This window comes from Pseudomonas donghuensis (genome assembly GCF_000696345.2).
GTDB classification, from domain to species: domain Bacteria; phylum Pseudomonadota; class Gammaproteobacteria; order Pseudomonadales; family Pseudomonadaceae; genus Aquipseudomonas; species Aquipseudomonas donghuensis.
In genome coordinates, this window is record NZ_CP071706.1 from 2,612,079 (window position 1) to 2,628,387 (window position 16,309).

Here is a 16,309-nt window from a genome sequence, read left to right on the forward strand (position 1 = left end):
CCTTTGGACGATACCCATCCCTGGATTCGCTCCTCCCAATCCCTTGTCATGACCCCACGGCCAAGCGGCAAGCCGGCTCGTGGGTGTCGAAAGGAGCGATATTCATGCATACGATCCACTTGCCAAAAACCTTGGCCCGCTGGCTGCTGCCCGTGCTGGCAGCCGTGGCAGGCCATGCTGCTGCGCAGCAACCGGTGCGGCTGACACTCGCCGACCAGTACGAAGCGACACGCACCTTGTTCCAAACCTCTGGCGCCCAGGCAAAGCTGCCGTTCGAGCTGCAATACGCCGATTTCGCAGGCGGCCCGGCAATTCTCGAAGCGTTTCGTGCAGGCGCAGTGGATGTCGGTATTGCCGGTAGCACACCGCCAATCCAGGCGCAGGCGGCGGGTGAGTCTGTACGCATCATCGCCGCGTTGGTCAGCGACCAACCCGCTTACCAGCTGGCCGTGAGGGCCGGCTTGAATGTCGACGAACTGACCGAGCTCAAGGGGCGGCGAATTGCCTATGCCGAAGGCTCGGCCCGGCAGACATTTGTGCTGGCGGCCCTCCAACAGGCGGGTTTGACCCGGGCGGACGTCGAGCTTGTGCCGCTGCGCGTCAGCGATTTTGTCGATGCCTTGCGCAGTGGGCAGGTTGATGTAGCGCCATTGATCGAGCCGCATTTCTCCCGCCATGTGGGCAATGGGCCTGACCGCAACCAGCGCTTCGTGGCCGAGAGCAAACTGGTTGGGTTGCCCCGAGATGTGCTCTATCTCTATGCCAGTGCTAACGCTTTGGCTCAACCGCAGAAACGCCAGGCGCTTGGTGAACTGGCCAGGGCCTGGGTCCAGGCGCATTTGTGGGCGCAGTCGCATCCCGAACAATGGGCGCAGGCGTATTACGTCGAGCGACAGCGACTGGGAGCCGAAGACGCCCGGCGTATCGTCGGCGCCCAGGGGCGCCTGAGCACGCCTGCACTCAAGGAGATGATTGCGCCGCAACAGGCCGAGATTGACCTGATTCACGGAGCGGGTGACCTGCCGCGGCATTTGGACGCCAACGAAGAGTTCGACCTGGGTTTCGAGCAGGAGTACTCACCCGTAGCCGCCGTGAAGCAGGAGGCCGCCGATGCGCGCTGAGCTTTCCTCCCACGCCACGGCGTTGCCCGCGCCACAGCGGCCACGGTCCGGCCGGCGGCTATCGCTGCAGCGCACGACACTGTGGGGGCCATTGTTGCTTTTGATCTCATGGGAGCTGGCGTCACAGGCGGGTTGGCTTTCCCCGAAAGTGCTGGCAGCACCGTCCACCGCCGTGCTCACCGGCTTGGAACTGCTGCGTAACGGAGTGTTGATGCCACATTTGCTGGCCTCGGCACAGCGTGCTTGGCTTGGGCTCGGCCTGGGCGTTGCCTTGGGCCTGTTGTTAGCCCTGCTCGCCGGCCTGACGCGGCTGGGCGATGCGCTGATTGATGGTGTCATCCAGATCAAGCGTGCGGTGCCGACCCTGGCGTTGATTCCGCTGGCGATTCTGTGGTTGGGTATCGGTGACACCATGAAAGTGACGCTCATCGCCACCAGCGTATGCCTGCCCGTTTACCTGAATACCCATGCTGCACTCAAGGGTATCGATATTCGCTATGTGGAGTTGGCGCGCACCCTGGGTCTTGGGCGTGCAGCCTTCGCGCGTCGGGTGGCGCTGCCGGGGGCCTTGCCAGGGTTCTTCACCGGTCTGCGTTATTCGGTGACCCTGTGCTGGGGGGCGTTGGTGGTGCTCGAGCAGATCAACACCACCCAAGGCATCGGCTACTTGATGAACCGCGCCCGCGATTATGGGCAGACCGATGTCATCGTTGTCGGTCTGGTGATCTACATGGCGCTCGGCCTGGCCTCCGATGGCCTCGTCCGGTTGGCGCAGGCGCGAGCACTGCGCTATCGCAAGGTGATCGGCTCATGAGCGTGTTCGAGGATGTGCGTGAAGTGCGTATCGAGGGCCTGACGCGGCGGTTCGAGGGCCGCGCTGTACTTGATCAATTACAACTGCAGGTGCCACCAGGCCAATTCGTGGCATTGCTCGGGCGCAGTGGTTCGGGCAAAAGCACACTGTTGCGTGCGCTGGCAGGGCTTGATGACGACGTTGCTAAAGAAGGTGTTCTGCAGGTTCCACCCGCTCGTTCCGTCTTGTTTCAGGATTCTCGGCTATTGCCCTGGGAGAGCGTACTGGCCAACGTCATTTTGGGTATCGAAGGCGAGAGCGCCGAACAACAAGGCCGCAAGGCGCTGGCCAGTGTTGGGCTGGCCGGGCGCGAATCGGCTTGGCCCAACCAGTTGTCCGGTGGCGAACAGCAGCGTGCTGCACTGGCGCGTTCGTTGGTGCGGCGGCCGCAGTTGTTGTTGGCGGACGAGCCTTTCGGAGCACTGGATGCGCTAACCCGTTTGAAGATGCAGGCCCTGCTGCGCAGCGTGGTACAGCGCGAGCGCCCGACGGTCTTGCTGGTCACCCACGATGTCGACGAAGCCTTGGCTCTCGCCGATCGCATCCTGGTACTGGACCAGGGACGCATCATGCTCGATGTCCCAGTCGAGCTAGCGTCACGCTCGGCCGAACTGCCTGCTTTTACCCGCTTGCGCCAGCGGCTGCTGCGAAGCCTTGGCGTCGATGATTCTCTGACCTTGGTGGCTCACCCATGACCCGTACCTTGCACCTGAACCTGTTCGCCTATGGCCGTGGCCATCACGAGGGCGCCTGGCGCCATACCAAGGCGCCACGCACGCCGCTGACCGACTTCAACTACTACCGTGGCCTGGCGGAGCTGGCGGAAAAGGGCTTGTTCGACTCCATGTTCCTGGCCGATGTGCTGGCCGGGCCGCGTGCCAGCGGCCAACCGCCAGCCAACCATCTAGAGCCGATCACCCTCCTGTCGGCATTGGCAGGTGTGACTCGCCATATTGGCTTGGTCGCCACGGCTTCGACTAGCTACACCGAGCCATTCAACCTGGCGCGTCAGTTCGCGTCGCTGGATCATATTTCAGGCGGCCGAGTGGCCTGGAATGTGGTGACCTCGTGGGTCAATGGTGCCCAGGCCAATTTCGGCCTTGATCGTTTGCCCACTCACGCCGAGCGCTACGCCAAAGCGTTCGAGTATATGGAGGTGGTCAAAGGGTTGTGGGACAGCTGGGCGGACGATGCCATCGTCGATGACCCAACGAGCGGCCTCTATCTGCGCCCCGAGCGTGTCCGCGCCATCGAACACAAGGGGGAGCACTTCCGGGTACGCGGGCCACTTAACGTACCGCCTGGGCCGCAACGCCATCCCTTGCTGTTCCAGGCCGGGTCGTCGGCTGACGGCCAGCAGTTCGCGGCCCGCCATGCCGAGGCGGTGTTCACCGCGCAGCCTGATCTGGCGGCAGCGCAGCAGTTCTATGCCTCGCTCAAACGTCATGTCGTGGAGGCGGGCCGGCGGCCGGACAGCCTGGTGGTGATGCCAGGCTTGAGCGCGGTGGTGGCCAGCACGGATGCCGAGGCGCGGCTACTGCTCGAAGAGCTGGACGAGCTGACGTCTGTGCAGAGCGGGCTGGAGCATTTATCGACGCGCTTCGGCGGCTACGATTTCTCCCACTTGGACTTGGACACGCCGCTGAGCGTGGATGACTTCCCTGCTCTTGGGCAGATCGAGGCGGAAAAGAGCCGGGTGCAGCAGTACCTCCAACGGGTCAGCCGTGATCGTCCGACCTTGCGCCAATTACTACGGCAGCTGGCTGGCGCCCGTGGGCATTTTACCTTGGCGGGTTCCCCCGAGCGAATTGCCGACGCCATGCAACTGTGGTTCGAATCGGCGGCTGCGGATGGTTTCAACTTGATGCCGCCGACCCTGCCGAACCTGTTGGAAACCTTCGTGGATGAAGTCGTACCGCTGTTGCAGCGTCGCGGGTTGTTTCGCCGTGCCTATCAGCAGCAGACCCTGCGCGAGCGTTACGGCTTAGCCCGGCCAGCGAGCCAGTACTTCAACTAAAACCTTCCACTCCTGTACTCAATCTGAACTTGACCCTTGCCCTGGGAAAGTGACGTCGGCTGCCCGTCGTTGCGGACAGCGTTTTCCTCTGCCCACTGCGTTGCGACGCACCTAGGAAGCTTCATGAAACGTCAGTTCAATCACCGCCCCCATTTTGCCCTGCGTCCGCCTGCGGCGCTCTTGCTGTTGATGTGCCAGAGCTTTGCCTGGGCCGAGGGCGAGCCTGTGACCACGTCGGTGCAGGCTGAGCCCGACACCCACCTGGAAAAGGTCACTGTCAGTGCCCGTCGGCGGGAAGAGGATGCGCAGTCCATTCCCACGCCCATGACCACGCTCGGCGGCCAGCAACTGGAAGAGCAGCGTATCTATCGACTGCAGGACCTTCAGCAGTATTTGCCCAGCGTCAACGTTGCCTACAGCCAGCCGCGCGTGTCCAACGTCGCGGTCCGCGGAATCGGCAACAACCAGGTGGGCGAGGGCATGGAAGGCAGCACCGGCATCTACATCGACAACGTCTACATGGCCCGTTCCGGCATGGTAGCGTTCGACCTGTTGGATATCGAGCAGGCAGAGTTACTGCGAGGGCCGCAGGGCACTTTGTTCGGCAAGAACACCACAGCAGGGGTCATCAACATCAGCACCCGCAAGCCGACCTTCACGCCCGAGCGCAGTGTCGAGCTTAGCGGCGGCGAATTTGGCTACGTGCAGAGCAAGGGCACAGTATCCGGCCCGTTGAGCGATAACTTGGCCGGTCGCTTGTCAGTTTATCGCACGCGTGACGATGGCTATGTCGACAACCTGCACGACAGCCGGCGCTTCAACGGCGGGGAGCGGGAGGGCACACGTGGGCAACTGCTGTTCGAGCCCAACGAAGACTTCAGCTTGCGTTGGATCGCCGACTACAACCAGGAAGATTCCACCAATGGCATCATCACACTGCTGGGCGCTGCCGATCGGTACCGTGAGCGCACGCGCCTGATCGGGGCCACCTCGGTCGAAGCCGGAAGCGGCAAGGCCAATATCGACAGCGCACAAGGCATCAATGTGTTTCAGGGCGGCACCTCGCTGGAGGCCAATTGGAAACTGGCCGGTGGTTACAACCTGACCTCGGTCAGCGCCTACCGTTACTGGCACTTCTTGCCGCACAACGATTCGGACTTGAGCGATCAACCCGCGATACTCGACGGCGGTACCGAAGTCACCACGCGCCAGTATTCCCAGGAACTGCGCCTGGCCTCACCGGTGGGCGAGCGATTCGATTACGTGCTCGGCGCTTACCTGTACCGGCAGAACACCGGCAACAAGAACTTCACCGACTACGGCCCGTTGGCCGACCTGTACCTGACCGGGGTCGATCGAGGTATCTACAACAACGTCAGCACCCAGATGAATGGCAAGGTCAACACCGACAGCTATGCGTTGTTCGCCCAGGGCAACTGGCATTTGACCGATCGCCTGACCTTCACGGCCGGCGCCCGCGCCACATATGAGGAGAAGTCTGCACGCGTACATCGCTTCGCACCCGCCGGGGGCGCGTCACTTACATCCGGGTTGCAGGCGGCGCGGGATGCGCAGATGGGTGCGTTCGACACTGGCGAGTTCGGCTTGCACAGTGTCTCGCCGTCCGGCCTGCTGAGCCTGAGTTACGAGTTCGACGAAGACCTGCTGGGCTACGCATCGCTCGCCCATGGCGAAAAATCCGGGGCAATCAACCTGGCCTCACCCGCTGCCGGTCTGGGCGCAGAGAGCTTGATGATTGGCCCCGAGCGGCTCAATGATGCCGAGCTGGGTTTCAAGAGCACACTGTTCGACCGCCGCCTGCAACTGAATGCCAACCTGTTCTGGATCGGGGTGCACGGCTACCAGGCTACCACCCGTACCCTGACCGCCGGCTCTACGCTGCCGGTCAATGTCATGGCCAATGCCGGCAAAGTGCGCTCACGCGGCGCGGAGCTGGATATCAGTTGGCTGCCGATCGCTGGCCTGACCCTGAACCTCAACGGCTCTTACAACGATGTGCGTTACCTGTCGTTCAAGAACGCGCCGTGCCCGGCGGAAGTCACTACCGTCAATGCCTCGGCCACATGCGACCTGACTGGTCAGCCGGTGGTCGGCGCTTCGCGCTGGATCGGCAACCTCAATGGCCGCTACCAGTGGAACATCGGTGACCGCCTGCAGCCTTACCTGACCGCCAGTTACAGTTACCGTTCCGAAGCGACCGGCACGTTGGATAACTCCCAGCTCTCGCGCATCGATGGCTATGGCCTGGTCAACCTGTCTGGCGGAATTCGCTTCGATGCAGGTGACGGCCAGGTGGATGCTTCGCTGTGGGTCCGCAACCTGACAGATAAAACCTACTTCCTAACTGCATCGGCGGTTACCAACGGTGCCTACACGGGATCGATCGGTACACCTCGGATGGCTGGAATGACTGTTCGATATGACTTTTAAGGCTGGCTCACCTTCGTTCGGGCGTAATTGATGTAAGGCTGACAATTCGGGGCTTTCTCATAGTTCGAATGTCTATGCTTCCGCCATATATCTCCAGAAAAAGCCCGTCATAGACGGGCTTTTTCGTGTCTAAAGGATTGCGGTCCCCCACCCGGTCCCCCACTTTCGTACTGGCTCTTGCGAGCGCTCTGTGGAGCTTGATGCTCTCGCAAGTACTCCGGAAGTGGGTTGTGGATGCCATATTCTCGATTGGCAGGATTATCCCTCCCTCGCCCCCTCTTTATTAACGTCCAGCGCGCTGCTCGGTTTTTCTATCTGTAGCAGGGCGCGTTCGTCTGCAAGCTCTCCAAGGGGATAGGCGTATCGAGGTTACTTCAAAAGCGAAGAAATCCTGGCTTGTCACGATGCCGGCATCACCGCCTATGTGCCCAAGCCGATGACCTCTGGAGCCAAGGCAGACGGGCGTTTCAATAACGACCTTGCGTCGCGATTACAGTAGCCTGGAGTTCGACGAGAACCGTCTGATTATCAGCTACCCCCTCTCGGCGCTTTAATACCGCTAAACAGATCACACGCTATGCCAGGGGCTACAGACTTTTGTAGTCGGTGCCAAAGAAAGAGATTGCGATCGGGCCCGCAGGGTTTGCAAGCAGATCTGAAACTACATCGTTAGGCCAAGCTTACGTCACTCTCCATCCCTCGGCACAACGTTTACACTTTACTGCTCCGCACCCTCGAAGGAACCTCCCCGGTGAACGTCAACGACACCAGTTTCGAAGAACTGCTCAACGCTTTGCATGACGGCGTCTACATCACTGATGGCGACGGCAAGACGCTGAAGGTCAATCAAGCCTATGAGCGCCAGACCGGGCTCAGTGGTGCTGATCTCATAGGCCGATCCATGCAGGAGCTGGTGAAGGAGGGCGTCCTCTCGCAATCGGCCACACTGCGTGTATTGCATGAAGGTCGGCCGGTGTCGGTGATGCAGAGCCTGAGTCAGGGCAAGAATTTGTTAGTCAGCGCCACACCGATTCTCGACGCTGAAAACCGGATTTCATATGTTGTCAGTACCGTACGCGACATGACTGAACTGCTGCGCATGAAACACGAGCGCGATGAGTTGCAACAGCTTAAACAACTGCGCAACAGCACCGCCAAGCTTCATGCTGGCCAACGAGACAACCTCCTGCGTTCTCCGCTTATGGCCGATCAGGAGGTTTCTGGCAGTATCTTCTCGCTGGCCCGGCAGGTTGCCAGTAGCTCGGTGAAGGTTCTGCTTCAGGGGGAAACCGGCGTAGGAAAGACCCTCGTAGCGCAATTCATCCACAACGCCAGTCCGCGTGCCAGTGAACCATTTCTCGCACTTAACTGCGGTGCGCTGCCCGAGAACCTCATCGAAGCCGAGCTGTTTGGCTATGCACCTGGAGCGTTCACAGGCGCAGGTCCTAAAGGCAAGCGTGGCCTGCTGGAGCTGGCGCATCACGGAACATTGTTTCTCGATGAAATTGGTGATTTGCCACTGCCGGTGCAGGTCAAGTTACTCAAGGTCATCGAAGAAAACCGCTTCATTCCGGTCGGTGGCCTGGAGCTGAAGGAGGTCGATGTACGCATCATCAGCGCCACCCACCATGACCTCAAACAGCTAGTGGCAGAAGGTCGTTTTCGGGCAGATCTGTATTACCGGCTCAACGTGGTGCCGATCAACATTCCGGCACTGCGCGAGCGTCGGGAGGAGATTGCTCCGCTTCTGCATTACTACCTCGACAGATTCAATGTCCGTTATGAACGCCAGGTTCAATGGGGGCTCGAAGCTCTCGACCTGATGTGCGACTACGACTGGCCCGGCAACATCCGCGAGTTGATCAACATAGTCGAGCGCCTGGTGGTGACCAATCAGACTGGGACTATTGAGGCGCTTGACATGCCTGAGGAGATCCTCAACCTCAATCCGCTGAATACCGATGACAGTCGCTTACCGCTGCGCAAGGTATTGGAAAACGCCGAGCGCAGTGCGATTCGTGCCGCGTTGCGTGTGCACAAGACCACGCGCCTGGCGGCCAAGGCGTTGGGCGTGAGTCAGGCGACCGTGGTGCAGAAAATGAAACGCTGGGAACATTCTGATTAGGATTTTAATCAGCCCCGAATAAATCGATCAGAAAACTAATCGGGACTGACCGGTAAAACCCCTCTTATTTTTCGTGTGAATCGCGCAAAGGCCCACGTCACAGGGGTTTGCGGGTATTGGCACGTCTTTCGCTAACTCATACGGCACGTCTTCCAATAAAACAACATCCCTGGACGAGCACTATGAACATCTCTGCTTTTAAAATCGCCAACAAACTGATCACTGGACAAGGCGCTATCGAGCAGCTTTCGGCTGAACTGACTCGCCTCAATGTCAAAAAACCGCTGATCGTCACTGACGCCGTTCTGTTGAAATCCGGCACTGTTGATCTGGCGCTGGCGCAACTGGGTGGACGCCGTTACGGCATTTTCGATCAAGTCAAACCGGAACCTGAAATTGCCATCGTTGAGGACTGTACCCGCGCCTATCGCGAGGGCAGCCATGACGGGTTGATTGCTGTGGGTGGCGGCAGTGCAATCGATATCGCCAAGGGCGTCGCGGTGTTTGCCGGACATGAAGGCCCGCTGGCCGAACTGTTTGGTGTCGATCTGGTGAAACGCAAAGGCCCCGTGCTGATTGCCATTCCGACTACCGCGGGCACCGGTTCGGAAGTGACCAACGTGGCAATCTTTTCTGACAAGCAAGCGAAGCTGAAGAAAGGCATTGTCAGCGACTACCTGCTGCCTGACGTAGCACTGGTCAGCCCGATCATGACCCTGACATGTCCACGCAGTGTGACGGCGGCCAGCGGTGTCGACGCGCTGGTGCATGCGGTCGAGTCCTATCTTTCGGTGAATGCTTCGCCCATCACTGATGCCATCGCGCTGGGTGCGATCAAACTGATCGCCAAGGCGCTGCCGAAGGCTTATGCCAATCCGTCCAACCTCCAAGCTCGGGAAGACATGGCCACCGCTAGCCTGATGGCCGGCATGGCATTTGGCAACGCAGGGGTAGGCGCGGTGCATGCGCTGGCGTATCCATTGGGCGGCCGGTTCAACATCGCCCATGGTGTCAGCAACGCCTTGCTGCTGCCGTACGTGATGGAGTGGAACAAGATGGCCTGCGTCGAGCGCTTCCGTGACATCGCCGAAGCCATGGGCGTGCGTGTCGCCGACCTGAACGACAAGGATGCGGCGGATCAGGCTGTCAAAGCCATGGCGGATCTATGTGCCAATGTGGATATCCCAACAGGTATGCGCAGTTTCAACGTGCCTGAGGATGCCATCCCGGCGATGGCCGAAGAGGCCAGTAAGATCGACCGCTTGATGCGCAACAACCCGCGCAAGCTGACAGCCGCCGATATCGAGAAAATCTATCGCGCAGCCTATTGATTCCGATAAGCCACGACGCCCGCCCTCCGGGTGCGTGCACCCGTCATTACAAGACCAATAAAACAGGTGAACTCAATGTCCGACACTACTGTGCAGCGGAGCGAAAGCCCGTACATCCCGCTGGGTCCTTTCAAGGTTCGGTTGCCGTTTATTCACTACAAAATCGAACTTCCGGACTACCTCCAAGGCTTGCTGATGTGTGCCGTGGATTTGGCCGCCATTCCGCTGATGACCGAACTGCTCGGCATGCCATTTGAGGTCGCGCTGGCCGTCGTGATGCTCAACGGCTTGCTTTACCTCGTGCACCATTTGCTCGGTGACCCGACCGTACCTGGCTGGATCACCCCGGCGGTACCACTGTTGATGGCTTACTGTGCTCAATTTCCAATTGGCCCGGAGCGTGTCCACGCTTTGATTGCCTTCCAGTTGATGTTGGGGGTTTTTTCAATTGCCCTAGGGGCGACCGGGATGGCGAAGAAGGTTGTGGAATATGTGCCCTCGGCGATCAAGTCCGGGATTATCGTCGGTGCCGGCTTGAGTGCGGTGATCGCGGTGTTCCAGGTTGGCGGTAAATTCAATGTGCTGCCCTGGACCATTTCCATTGCGGTCGGCATCGCCTTCTATCTGATCTTCTCCCAGCATTTCAACGAACTGAAGCAGCGCAACCGCTTCTGGTGGAACTTCGCCAAACTGGGGATCTTGCCGATCATTCTGTTGGCGGTGGTGATTGCGCCGCTGTTCGGTGAGGCGCCATGGCCAACCATTCAGTGGGGCATCAGCAAACCGGATTTCGCCGGGCTGTGGAGCAACTACACCGTGTTCGGTCTGGGCATGCCACCACTGTCGATGTTCATCTCCGCGCTGCCGACCATGCTGGCGGTGTACATCATTGTCTTCGGCGATGTGCTTAGTGCGAAATCGCTCCTCGATGAGGCAGAAACTGTCCGCACTGATGAAGTCGTCGACTACAACGCCGATCGCTCTCACCTGATCTTCGGCGCGCGTAATGCGTTCATGAGTGTCTTTGGCCCGGATGTCGCCATGTGCGGCCCAAAATGGGCGGCGATGCTGGTGGTGGTGATCGAGCGTTTTAAAGGTGGGCCGAAAGCGATGAAGTCGATTATCGGCGGTGTCGGGTCGTTCCGTTGGGGGACCAACACCGGTCTGCTGTTGTTGCCGGTAGTGACTCTGGTACAGCCGATTCTCGGTGTTGCTCTGTCGCTGACGTTGCTGATCCAGGGTTATGTGAGTGTGCGTCTGGGCGTCCTTGAAGCTCGTAGCCAGCGCGACTTGGGTATCGCGGGCGTGATCGGCGCGGTACTGGCGATCAAGGGTGCGAGTTGGGCATTCGGGATTGGCGTTGTGTTGTGTTTGCTGATCTACGGCAAAAACTTCTTCAAGGGCGAGGTGGATGGGACATTTGCCAAGGATCTGAAGGCGGCGGATGCCAAGCCAGCCAAAGGTGCTGAGTCGCCCACGGCTACTAAGCGGGTAGCAGAAGAGGCTATGGCTGACTGACGGGTCTGAGTCGCTCAGTCTGACACCATTGCGGTGAGCTTCCTCCCACAGGTTTTGTATTGATCACTCCCTCTGTGATCAACACTAATCCATTTGTGGGAGGAGCCACGGGCTAACTCCAGCCACGCCTTAGCCACGAATGAAAGTTCGCCTTGCTTTCGCCAAGCGAGCATTAGTCACCCAGTCATTCAAAGCAAACAATAATCACCGCGACTTAAAAGGAAAAAATCATGACTACTGCAGTTCCTACGATGGATGATTTTTTGAAGGACGCTCCTTCTAACTGGGGCAAGTGGGGACCGGAGGACGAAGTTGGCTCTCTGAATTACCTGACCGCGCAAGAAGTCATGCGCGGGGTGGCGCACATTAAGACGGGAAGCGTATTTACTTTACAACGTATGATCGGTGATCCCGCAGGCGATCCGGTTTGGCCAGGCCGTACCCCGGCGGAACGTACTATGGTTCTCGATGAGTCAAGCTGGGACAATGATCATGGCCCATGTTATCCCGGCGGGTTGCACTACGCTGATGACAAGATCGACGCGTTCCTGCAAGGCTCCACGCAATATGATGCGCTTGGCCACCTCTGGTACGGCGGAAAAATATGGAACGGCTACGACGCGCGAACAACTGTGGGTGGCCTTGACAAGGCCAGTGTCGCACCTATCGGCGAGCGAGGAGTGGTCGGGCGCGGAGTATTACTGGATATGGCACGGCATCGTGGCAAGCGCATGCTGGATAAAGGTGAGACATTTACTCACTTAGATCTTGTGGCGTGCGCAGAGGCTCAGGGCCATACGATCGAGCCCCACGATATCCTGATTATCAGGACTAACTTCCTTCAAGCTTTCTATGAGCAGGGCGAGGCGTTTTACGACGGATTCTGCGAGCCAGGCCTTACATATTCGGAGGAGCTTGTTCGATGGTTCCATGAGAAGGAAATTCCAAACCTTGTCACCGATACCATCGCCAATGAGGTCACGACAGACCCAGTATCAGGTGTGGCTCTGCCACTACACTGTGCTTTGATGCGTAATCTTGGTATCGCCTTTACGGAGATCTGCGATCTGGAAAAGCTAGCTGAAAGTTGCGCTAAAGACAGGCAGTATACTTTCCTTTATGTGGCAGCCCCGCTAAAAGTACATCGCGCTGCCGGATCACCAGTCAATCCGGTAGTGATCAAATAGTCATTTATGCTGGGGCAGGTTTAATCCTGCCTCAGCATAAGTGAAAGCCGCCGATTCTCGGTGTTGCTCTGTCGCTGACGTTGCTGATCCAGGGTTATGCAAGTGTGCGTCTGGGCATTCTTGAAGCTCGTTGCCAGCGTGACTTGGGTATCGCGGACGTGATCGGCGCGGTACTGGCGATCAAGGGGGCGAGCAGGGCATTCGGGAATGGCGTTGTGTTGTGTTTGCTGATCTACGGCAAAAATTTCTTCAAGGGCGAGGTGGATGGGACATTTGCCAAGTATCTGAAGGCGGCGCATTTCAAGGCCAGCCAACGGTGCTGAGTCGCCCACGGCTACTAAGCGGGTAACAGAAGAGGCTATGGCTGACTGACAGGCCTGAGTCGCTCAGTCTGACACTCTCGCAGGATCTTCAACCTGTCGTTGGGCAACACCAACGCTCCTTACGACGGTACTCACATTCGGGGGGGGGGGGCGTACATCCTCGATGTGCTGGCCAGAAAGCACAACGTCTTGTTCATCGTCTTTACTGGGAACTTCAGAGGGTCTGAGAATCCCGCAGTACCCGTCAACAGTTGGCGAGAGGAGTATCCTAAGTACCTCTTGCACCAGCAGAGCGCAATCATCGATCCAGCCCCACCGCTGAATGTTCTTACGGTAGGAAGTACCGCTCGCCACAACGCCACCTCGATAGCCAAAAATACCCAGAAATATCCCAGCTGACGCCAGCATCAGCTAACCAACCATCGCCGTTTACCCGGCATGGTCCAACAGAGTGATCGGCTTACCCATTTCCAGGGTGATCATGTTCACCATCATTTCTGCGTTGTTGCGCAAGACGTTGGCCAGGGCGATCAGCCGTTGCGCGCGTTGCGCAACCGGTGTGCAGCGCCAGACACGGAACCCGGCCGTGGCACGTGACAGTGCGGTTTGCAGCGCCGCTTCGGATTCAAAAGGGTAGTTACCGATCTGCTCGCCGTTGACGGGATTGATCGAAATGGCATGAGTGAGGCTGGAAATGTTGGTCATGGCATCGTCCTGCGGGGTGGGAATGCGTTCAGACTACGGTGGCTTTTGGTTTCTTAAAGATGAATAATTCTGACCGTATCGTTCACGTATGGAGAATGACTTGGATCTGGTTCAGCTGGAGATTTTCAAAGCAGTCGCCGAGCACGGCAGCATCAGCGTCGCCGCTCAGCACATCCATCGTGTGCCGTCGAACCTGACGACGCGGATCAAACAACTGGAATTGGACCTGGGCGTTGACCTGTTTATCCGCGAGAAAAGCCGCCTGCGGCTGTCGCCGGCCGGTTAGAGTTTTCTCGACTATGCCCGACGCATTCTCGATCTGGTCCAGGAGGCGCGCGCGACGGTTGCCGGGGAAGAGCCGCAAGGATCGTTTCCCCTGGGGGCGCTGGAGAGCACGGCGGCGGTGCGTATTCCTGAATTGTTGGCCGTCTATAACCAGAAACACGCCAAGGTCGAACTGGCCCTGTCCACCGGTCCTTCCGGGACCATGATCGACGGAGTGCTATCGGGTCGATTGGCCGCTGCTGCACCCGGCACTGGAGGGCGTGCCGGCATTCGAGGAAGAGATGATGCTGATCGCGCCGCTCAACCATTTGCCGATCCACCGTGCGCAGGATGTGAACGGCGAAAACATCTACGCCTTTCGCTCTAATTGCTCTTACCGACATCACTTTGAAAGTTGATTCGCCAAGGATGCTGCGGTGCCCGGCAAGATTTTCGAAATGGAGTCCTATCACGGCATGCTGGCCTGTGTCAGCTCCGGTGCTGGCCTGGCGCTGATGCCGCGCAGCATGCTCGAAAGCATGCCGGGCTGCACCACGGTGAGTGTGCGGCCGTTGTCGGAGTCCTTTCGCTATTTGCGAACCTGGCTGGTGTGGCGCCGGGGGACGGTGTCGCAAAGCCTGACCATGTTCGTGCGTTTGCTCGAAGACGATGCACAGCGTCGGGCCGACTGACTTGAGCGAATCGAACTGTCATCGATTAGCAGACTCAGCCCGGTCAGGTAGGATTCTATCTGGGGGCCTTCAAGCAGTTAATCATGCAGGCGACAGCTTTGCTGTCGGGTCTCTCATCGATAAAAAACCGTCTTGATTCGGCATTTTTACGGCTGCCAATGTCGATGCATTGACGGTCGTATTGGCTTCAGTCAGTTTGTTCATGTGCAGGATGCAGCCGGTGACAGCGTATACCTGTTCGTTAGTCAACGACTGTGGCGCCTGGAAGGGCATTGCTCTGTGGATGGCCGGGAGTGGCGCATAGCAAACTGATATAGCAGCATTGAGGTAGCGTGCTTGTTTCGCGTTCGTGCCGCCTCGACCACATCGATTCATCAGGTTACAGGGAGGATATCGTGACCAAGAGCTCACGCGATGTTCAAGTGAGCAGTCGGCTCTTGGGTAGCTATAGGCGCGAATTACAAATATTCAGCCGATGGTAATTCTATCGAGGCGTGAGGAATCGCAGGATAAGCTTGTGTATTTGTTGAATATTTCCTCACCATAGTCGCTATGATCGGGCTCAATGCTCGCATCGATCACGGGTTGGCAATGCCGAGCTTCTGCGCTACTTTCAGGCACTGTTTTGCACTGAGCTTTTGAAGCCGTGACCTTAAGCGACGATTAGTTCAGCATGTTGTCAATTGTGGCGTTAGGAATACTCTTTATGGCCAGTTCCGGTTCATCCCTGTCGATGCAAGACTTCAGTCAAAACTTGCGCCTTCTCTGCGGATATTATAAGTCGGTGGCGAAGGTGTGCCGCTCCCTTGATATCAACCGCCAGCAGTTCAACAAATACTTGGGGGCGCAAGCGACACCCTCGTCCTTTACCCTGCGCAAGATCTGCACTTTTTTTGGGGTGGATGAGGAGGAAATATTCTCCGAGCATGAATCCTTCCGCGCTCTGCTCAACAGGCAACGCACGGCGCGAGAGTCGGACAGTGCGGTACCAGCCGATTTTTTTCCGAGTTCCGCACAGGCGTTGTCGAAGTACCAGGGCTACTACTTTGTCTATTTGATGTCGCCTTCCGCGCCGGGGGAGGTGATCAAGTCGATTACCCGCTTGACCCGCTCCGGCGAAAAGATCCTGAGTAAAACCTACGAGCGGATGAGGTTGGGCGATGACCAGTTGAAGAGTTTCGGCATTAATAAATATCGTGGGTTCTGCTTTGCCTCATCGGATCTGATTTACATCGTCGAGCGCGAGTACCTCTCGTCCCGGGGCTATATCTGGTCAGCGATTTATCCCTCCTACCGCAGTCGTTTCCGTTTTCTCAACGGCTTGGTACTCGGCGTTTCGGGTGACAATTTTCGCCGTCCTTTTGGTGCCCATATTGTATTTGAGCACCTAGGCGAGTCGATCGACCTGCGTAACGCTCTCACCAGTTGCAGCTGTTTTCCGATTGATGCCCCTGAGATTCCCGTCGAGGTGAGGGCGCGGCTGCTGGTACATCCACCAGAAGGTGAGTTCAACCTTGTCCCTCCGCTGTTTTAGTCTTTTTTAAAATAGACGCTAGGTGACGCTTCTGGGCGTCATCTGGCGTTTTTTTCTTCGTGCTCGCGAAATTGAGCTGGCCGTGCGGCAGATCGATAATGCCATACACCACTCAGAGGTCAGTTTCGTTAACGGCCAATCACATCATTCATTCCAATTGAATGAGTGCCTGTTTCTACAAGTGATCC

General features: G+C 58.0%; 11 protein-coding genes and 3 pseudogenes. 12 read left to right on the plus strand and 2 right to left on the minus strand.

What is annotated here, in order from left to right; genetic code table 11:
• Window positions 1-104 precede the first annotated feature (104 nt).
• From BV82_RS12155 to BV82_RS12200, 10 genes and pseudogenes are all read left to right on the plus strand, one after another.
• The gene (locus BV82_RS12155) at window positions 105-1,121 is read left to right on the plus strand and encodes an ABC transporter substrate-binding protein (protein WP_051636782.1); all 1,017 of its coding nucleotides are present in this window, start codon (window positions 105-107) and stop codon (window positions 1,119-1,121) included.
• A complete protein-coding gene (locus BV82_RS12160; protein ID WP_036995957.1) occupies window positions 1,111-1,935 on the plus strand; it encodes an ABC transporter permease in 825 nt (274 codons plus the stop codon). The genes BV82_RS12155 and BV82_RS12160 overlap by 11 nt, the downstream gene beginning before the upstream one ends.
• Window positions 1,932-2,669, plus strand: a complete 738-nt coding sequence (locus tag BV82_RS12165; protein ID WP_036995956.1) for an ABC transporter ATP-binding protein — start codon at window positions 1,932-1,934, stop codon at window positions 2,667-2,669. The genes BV82_RS12160 and BV82_RS12165 overlap by 4 nt, the downstream gene beginning before the upstream one ends.
• Window positions 2,666-3,991: an LLM class flavin-dependent oxidoreductase gene (locus tag BV82_RS12170; protein ID WP_036995954.1), complete on the plus strand. Its 1,326-nt coding sequence runs from the start codon at window positions 2,666-2,668 to the stop codon at window positions 3,989-3,991. The genes BV82_RS12165 and BV82_RS12170 overlap by 4 nt, the downstream gene beginning before the upstream one ends.
• Window positions 3,992-4,114: 123 nt before the next feature.
• The gene (locus BV82_RS12175; protein WP_036995952.1) at window positions 4,115-6,442 is read left to right on the plus strand and encodes a TonB-dependent receptor; all 2,328 of its coding nucleotides are present in this window, start codon (window positions 4,115-4,117) and stop codon (window positions 6,440-6,442) included.
• A 751-nt stretch (window positions 6,443-7,193) separates the two neighbouring features.
• Window positions 7,194-8,567, plus strand: coding sequence for a sigma-54 interaction domain-containing protein (locus BV82_RS12180; RefSeq protein ID WP_036995951.1), 1,374 nt, complete (start codon window positions 7,194-7,196; stop codon window positions 8,565-8,567).
• Window positions 8,568-8,749: 182 nt separating this feature from the next.
• Entirely contained in the window at window positions 8,750-9,898 is a 1,149-nt protein-coding gene (locus BV82_RS12185; RefSeq protein ID WP_036995950.1) for an iron-containing alcohol dehydrogenase, read from the plus strand.
• A gap of 75 nt (window positions 9,899-9,973) precedes the next feature.
• Window positions 9,974-11,416 (plus strand): hypothetical protein, encoded by a 1,443-nt coding sequence (locus tag BV82_RS12190; protein ID WP_215444977.1) that lies wholly within the window; start codon window positions 9,974-9,976, stop codon window positions 11,414-11,416.
• A 230-nt stretch (window positions 11,417-11,646) separates the two neighbouring features.
• Window positions 11,647-12,603 carry a cyclase family protein gene (locus BV82_RS12195; protein ID WP_036995948.1) on the plus strand — a complete coding sequence of 319 codons (957 nt, stop codon included), beginning with the start codon at window positions 11,647-11,649 and terminating at the stop codon, window positions 12,601-12,603.
• Window positions 12,604-12,653: 50 nt separating this feature from the next.
• Window positions 12,654-12,975, plus strand: a pseudogene (locus BV82_RS12200) (hypothetical protein); the annotation flags it as partial.
• Window positions 12,976-13,376: 401 nt separating this feature from the next.
• On the opposite strand, the pseudogene BV82_RS12205 reads toward BV82_RS12200, so the two are convergent.
• Window positions 13,377-13,631, minus strand: a pseudogene (locus tag BV82_RS12205) (aldehyde dehydrogenase family protein); the annotation flags it as partial.
• A 100-nt stretch (window positions 13,632-13,731) separates the two neighbouring features.
• Here BV82_RS12205 and ptrR point away from each other — a divergent pair.
• Window positions 13,732-14,587: pseudogene (ptrR, locus tag BV82_RS12210) on the plus strand (putrescine utilization regulator PtrR).
• 81 nt (window positions 14,588-14,668) lie between these two features.
• Here the strand turns inward: ptrR and BV82_RS26515 are convergent.
• Window positions 14,669-14,791, minus strand: a complete 123-nt coding sequence (locus BV82_RS26515) for a hypothetical protein (protein ID WP_258702558.1) — start codon at window positions 14,789-14,791, stop codon at window positions 14,669-14,671.
• A gap of 502 nt (window positions 14,792-15,293) precedes the next feature.
• On the opposite strand from BV82_RS26515, the gene BV82_RS12215 reads away from it, so the two are divergent.
• Entirely contained in the window at window positions 15,294-16,121 is an 828-nt protein-coding gene (locus tag BV82_RS12215) for a helix-turn-helix domain-containing protein (RefSeq protein ID WP_036995919.1), read from the plus strand.
• The last annotated feature ends 188 nt before the right edge of the window (window positions 16,122-16,309 follow it).

Excerpts from the sequence above, each read along its gene's own strand:
- BV82_RS12155 (WP_051636782.1), top strand. The coding sequence starts at position 105 with ATGCATACGATCCACTTGCCAAAAACCTTGGCCCGCTGGCTGCTGCCC.
- BV82_RS12160 (WP_036995957.1), top strand. The coding sequence starts at position 1,111 with ATGCGCGCTGAGCTTTCCTCCCACGCCACGGCGTTGCCCGCGCCACAG.
- BV82_RS12165 (WP_036995956.1), top strand. The coding sequence starts at position 1,932 with ATGAGCGTGTTCGAGGATGTGCGTGAAGTGCGTATCGAGGGCCTGACG.
- BV82_RS12170 (WP_036995954.1), top strand. The coding sequence starts at position 2,666 with ATGACCCGTACCTTGCACCTGAACCTGTTCGCCTATGGCCGTGGCCAT.
- BV82_RS12175 (WP_036995952.1), top strand. The coding sequence starts at position 4,115 with ATGAAACGTCAGTTCAATCACCGCCCCCATTTTGCCCTGCGTCCGCCT.
- BV82_RS12185 (WP_036995950.1), top strand. The coding sequence starts at position 8,750 with ATGAACATCTCTGCTTTTAAAATCGCCAACAAACTGATCACTGGACAA.
- BV82_RS12190 (WP_215444977.1), top strand. The coding sequence starts at position 9,974 with ATGTCCGACACTACTGTGCAGCGGAGCGAAAGCCCGTACATCCCGCTG.
- BV82_RS12195 (WP_036995948.1), top strand. The coding sequence starts at position 11,647 with ATGACTACTGCAGTTCCTACGATGGATGATTTTTTGAAGGACGCTCCT.
- BV82_RS26515 (WP_258702558.1), bottom strand. The coding sequence starts at position 14,791 with ATGAACAAACTGACTGAAGCCAATACGACCGTCAATGCATCGACATTG.
- BV82_RS12215 (WP_036995919.1), top strand. The coding sequence starts at position 15,294 with ATGGCCAGTTCCGGTTCATCCCTGTCGATGCAAGACTTCAGTCAAAAC.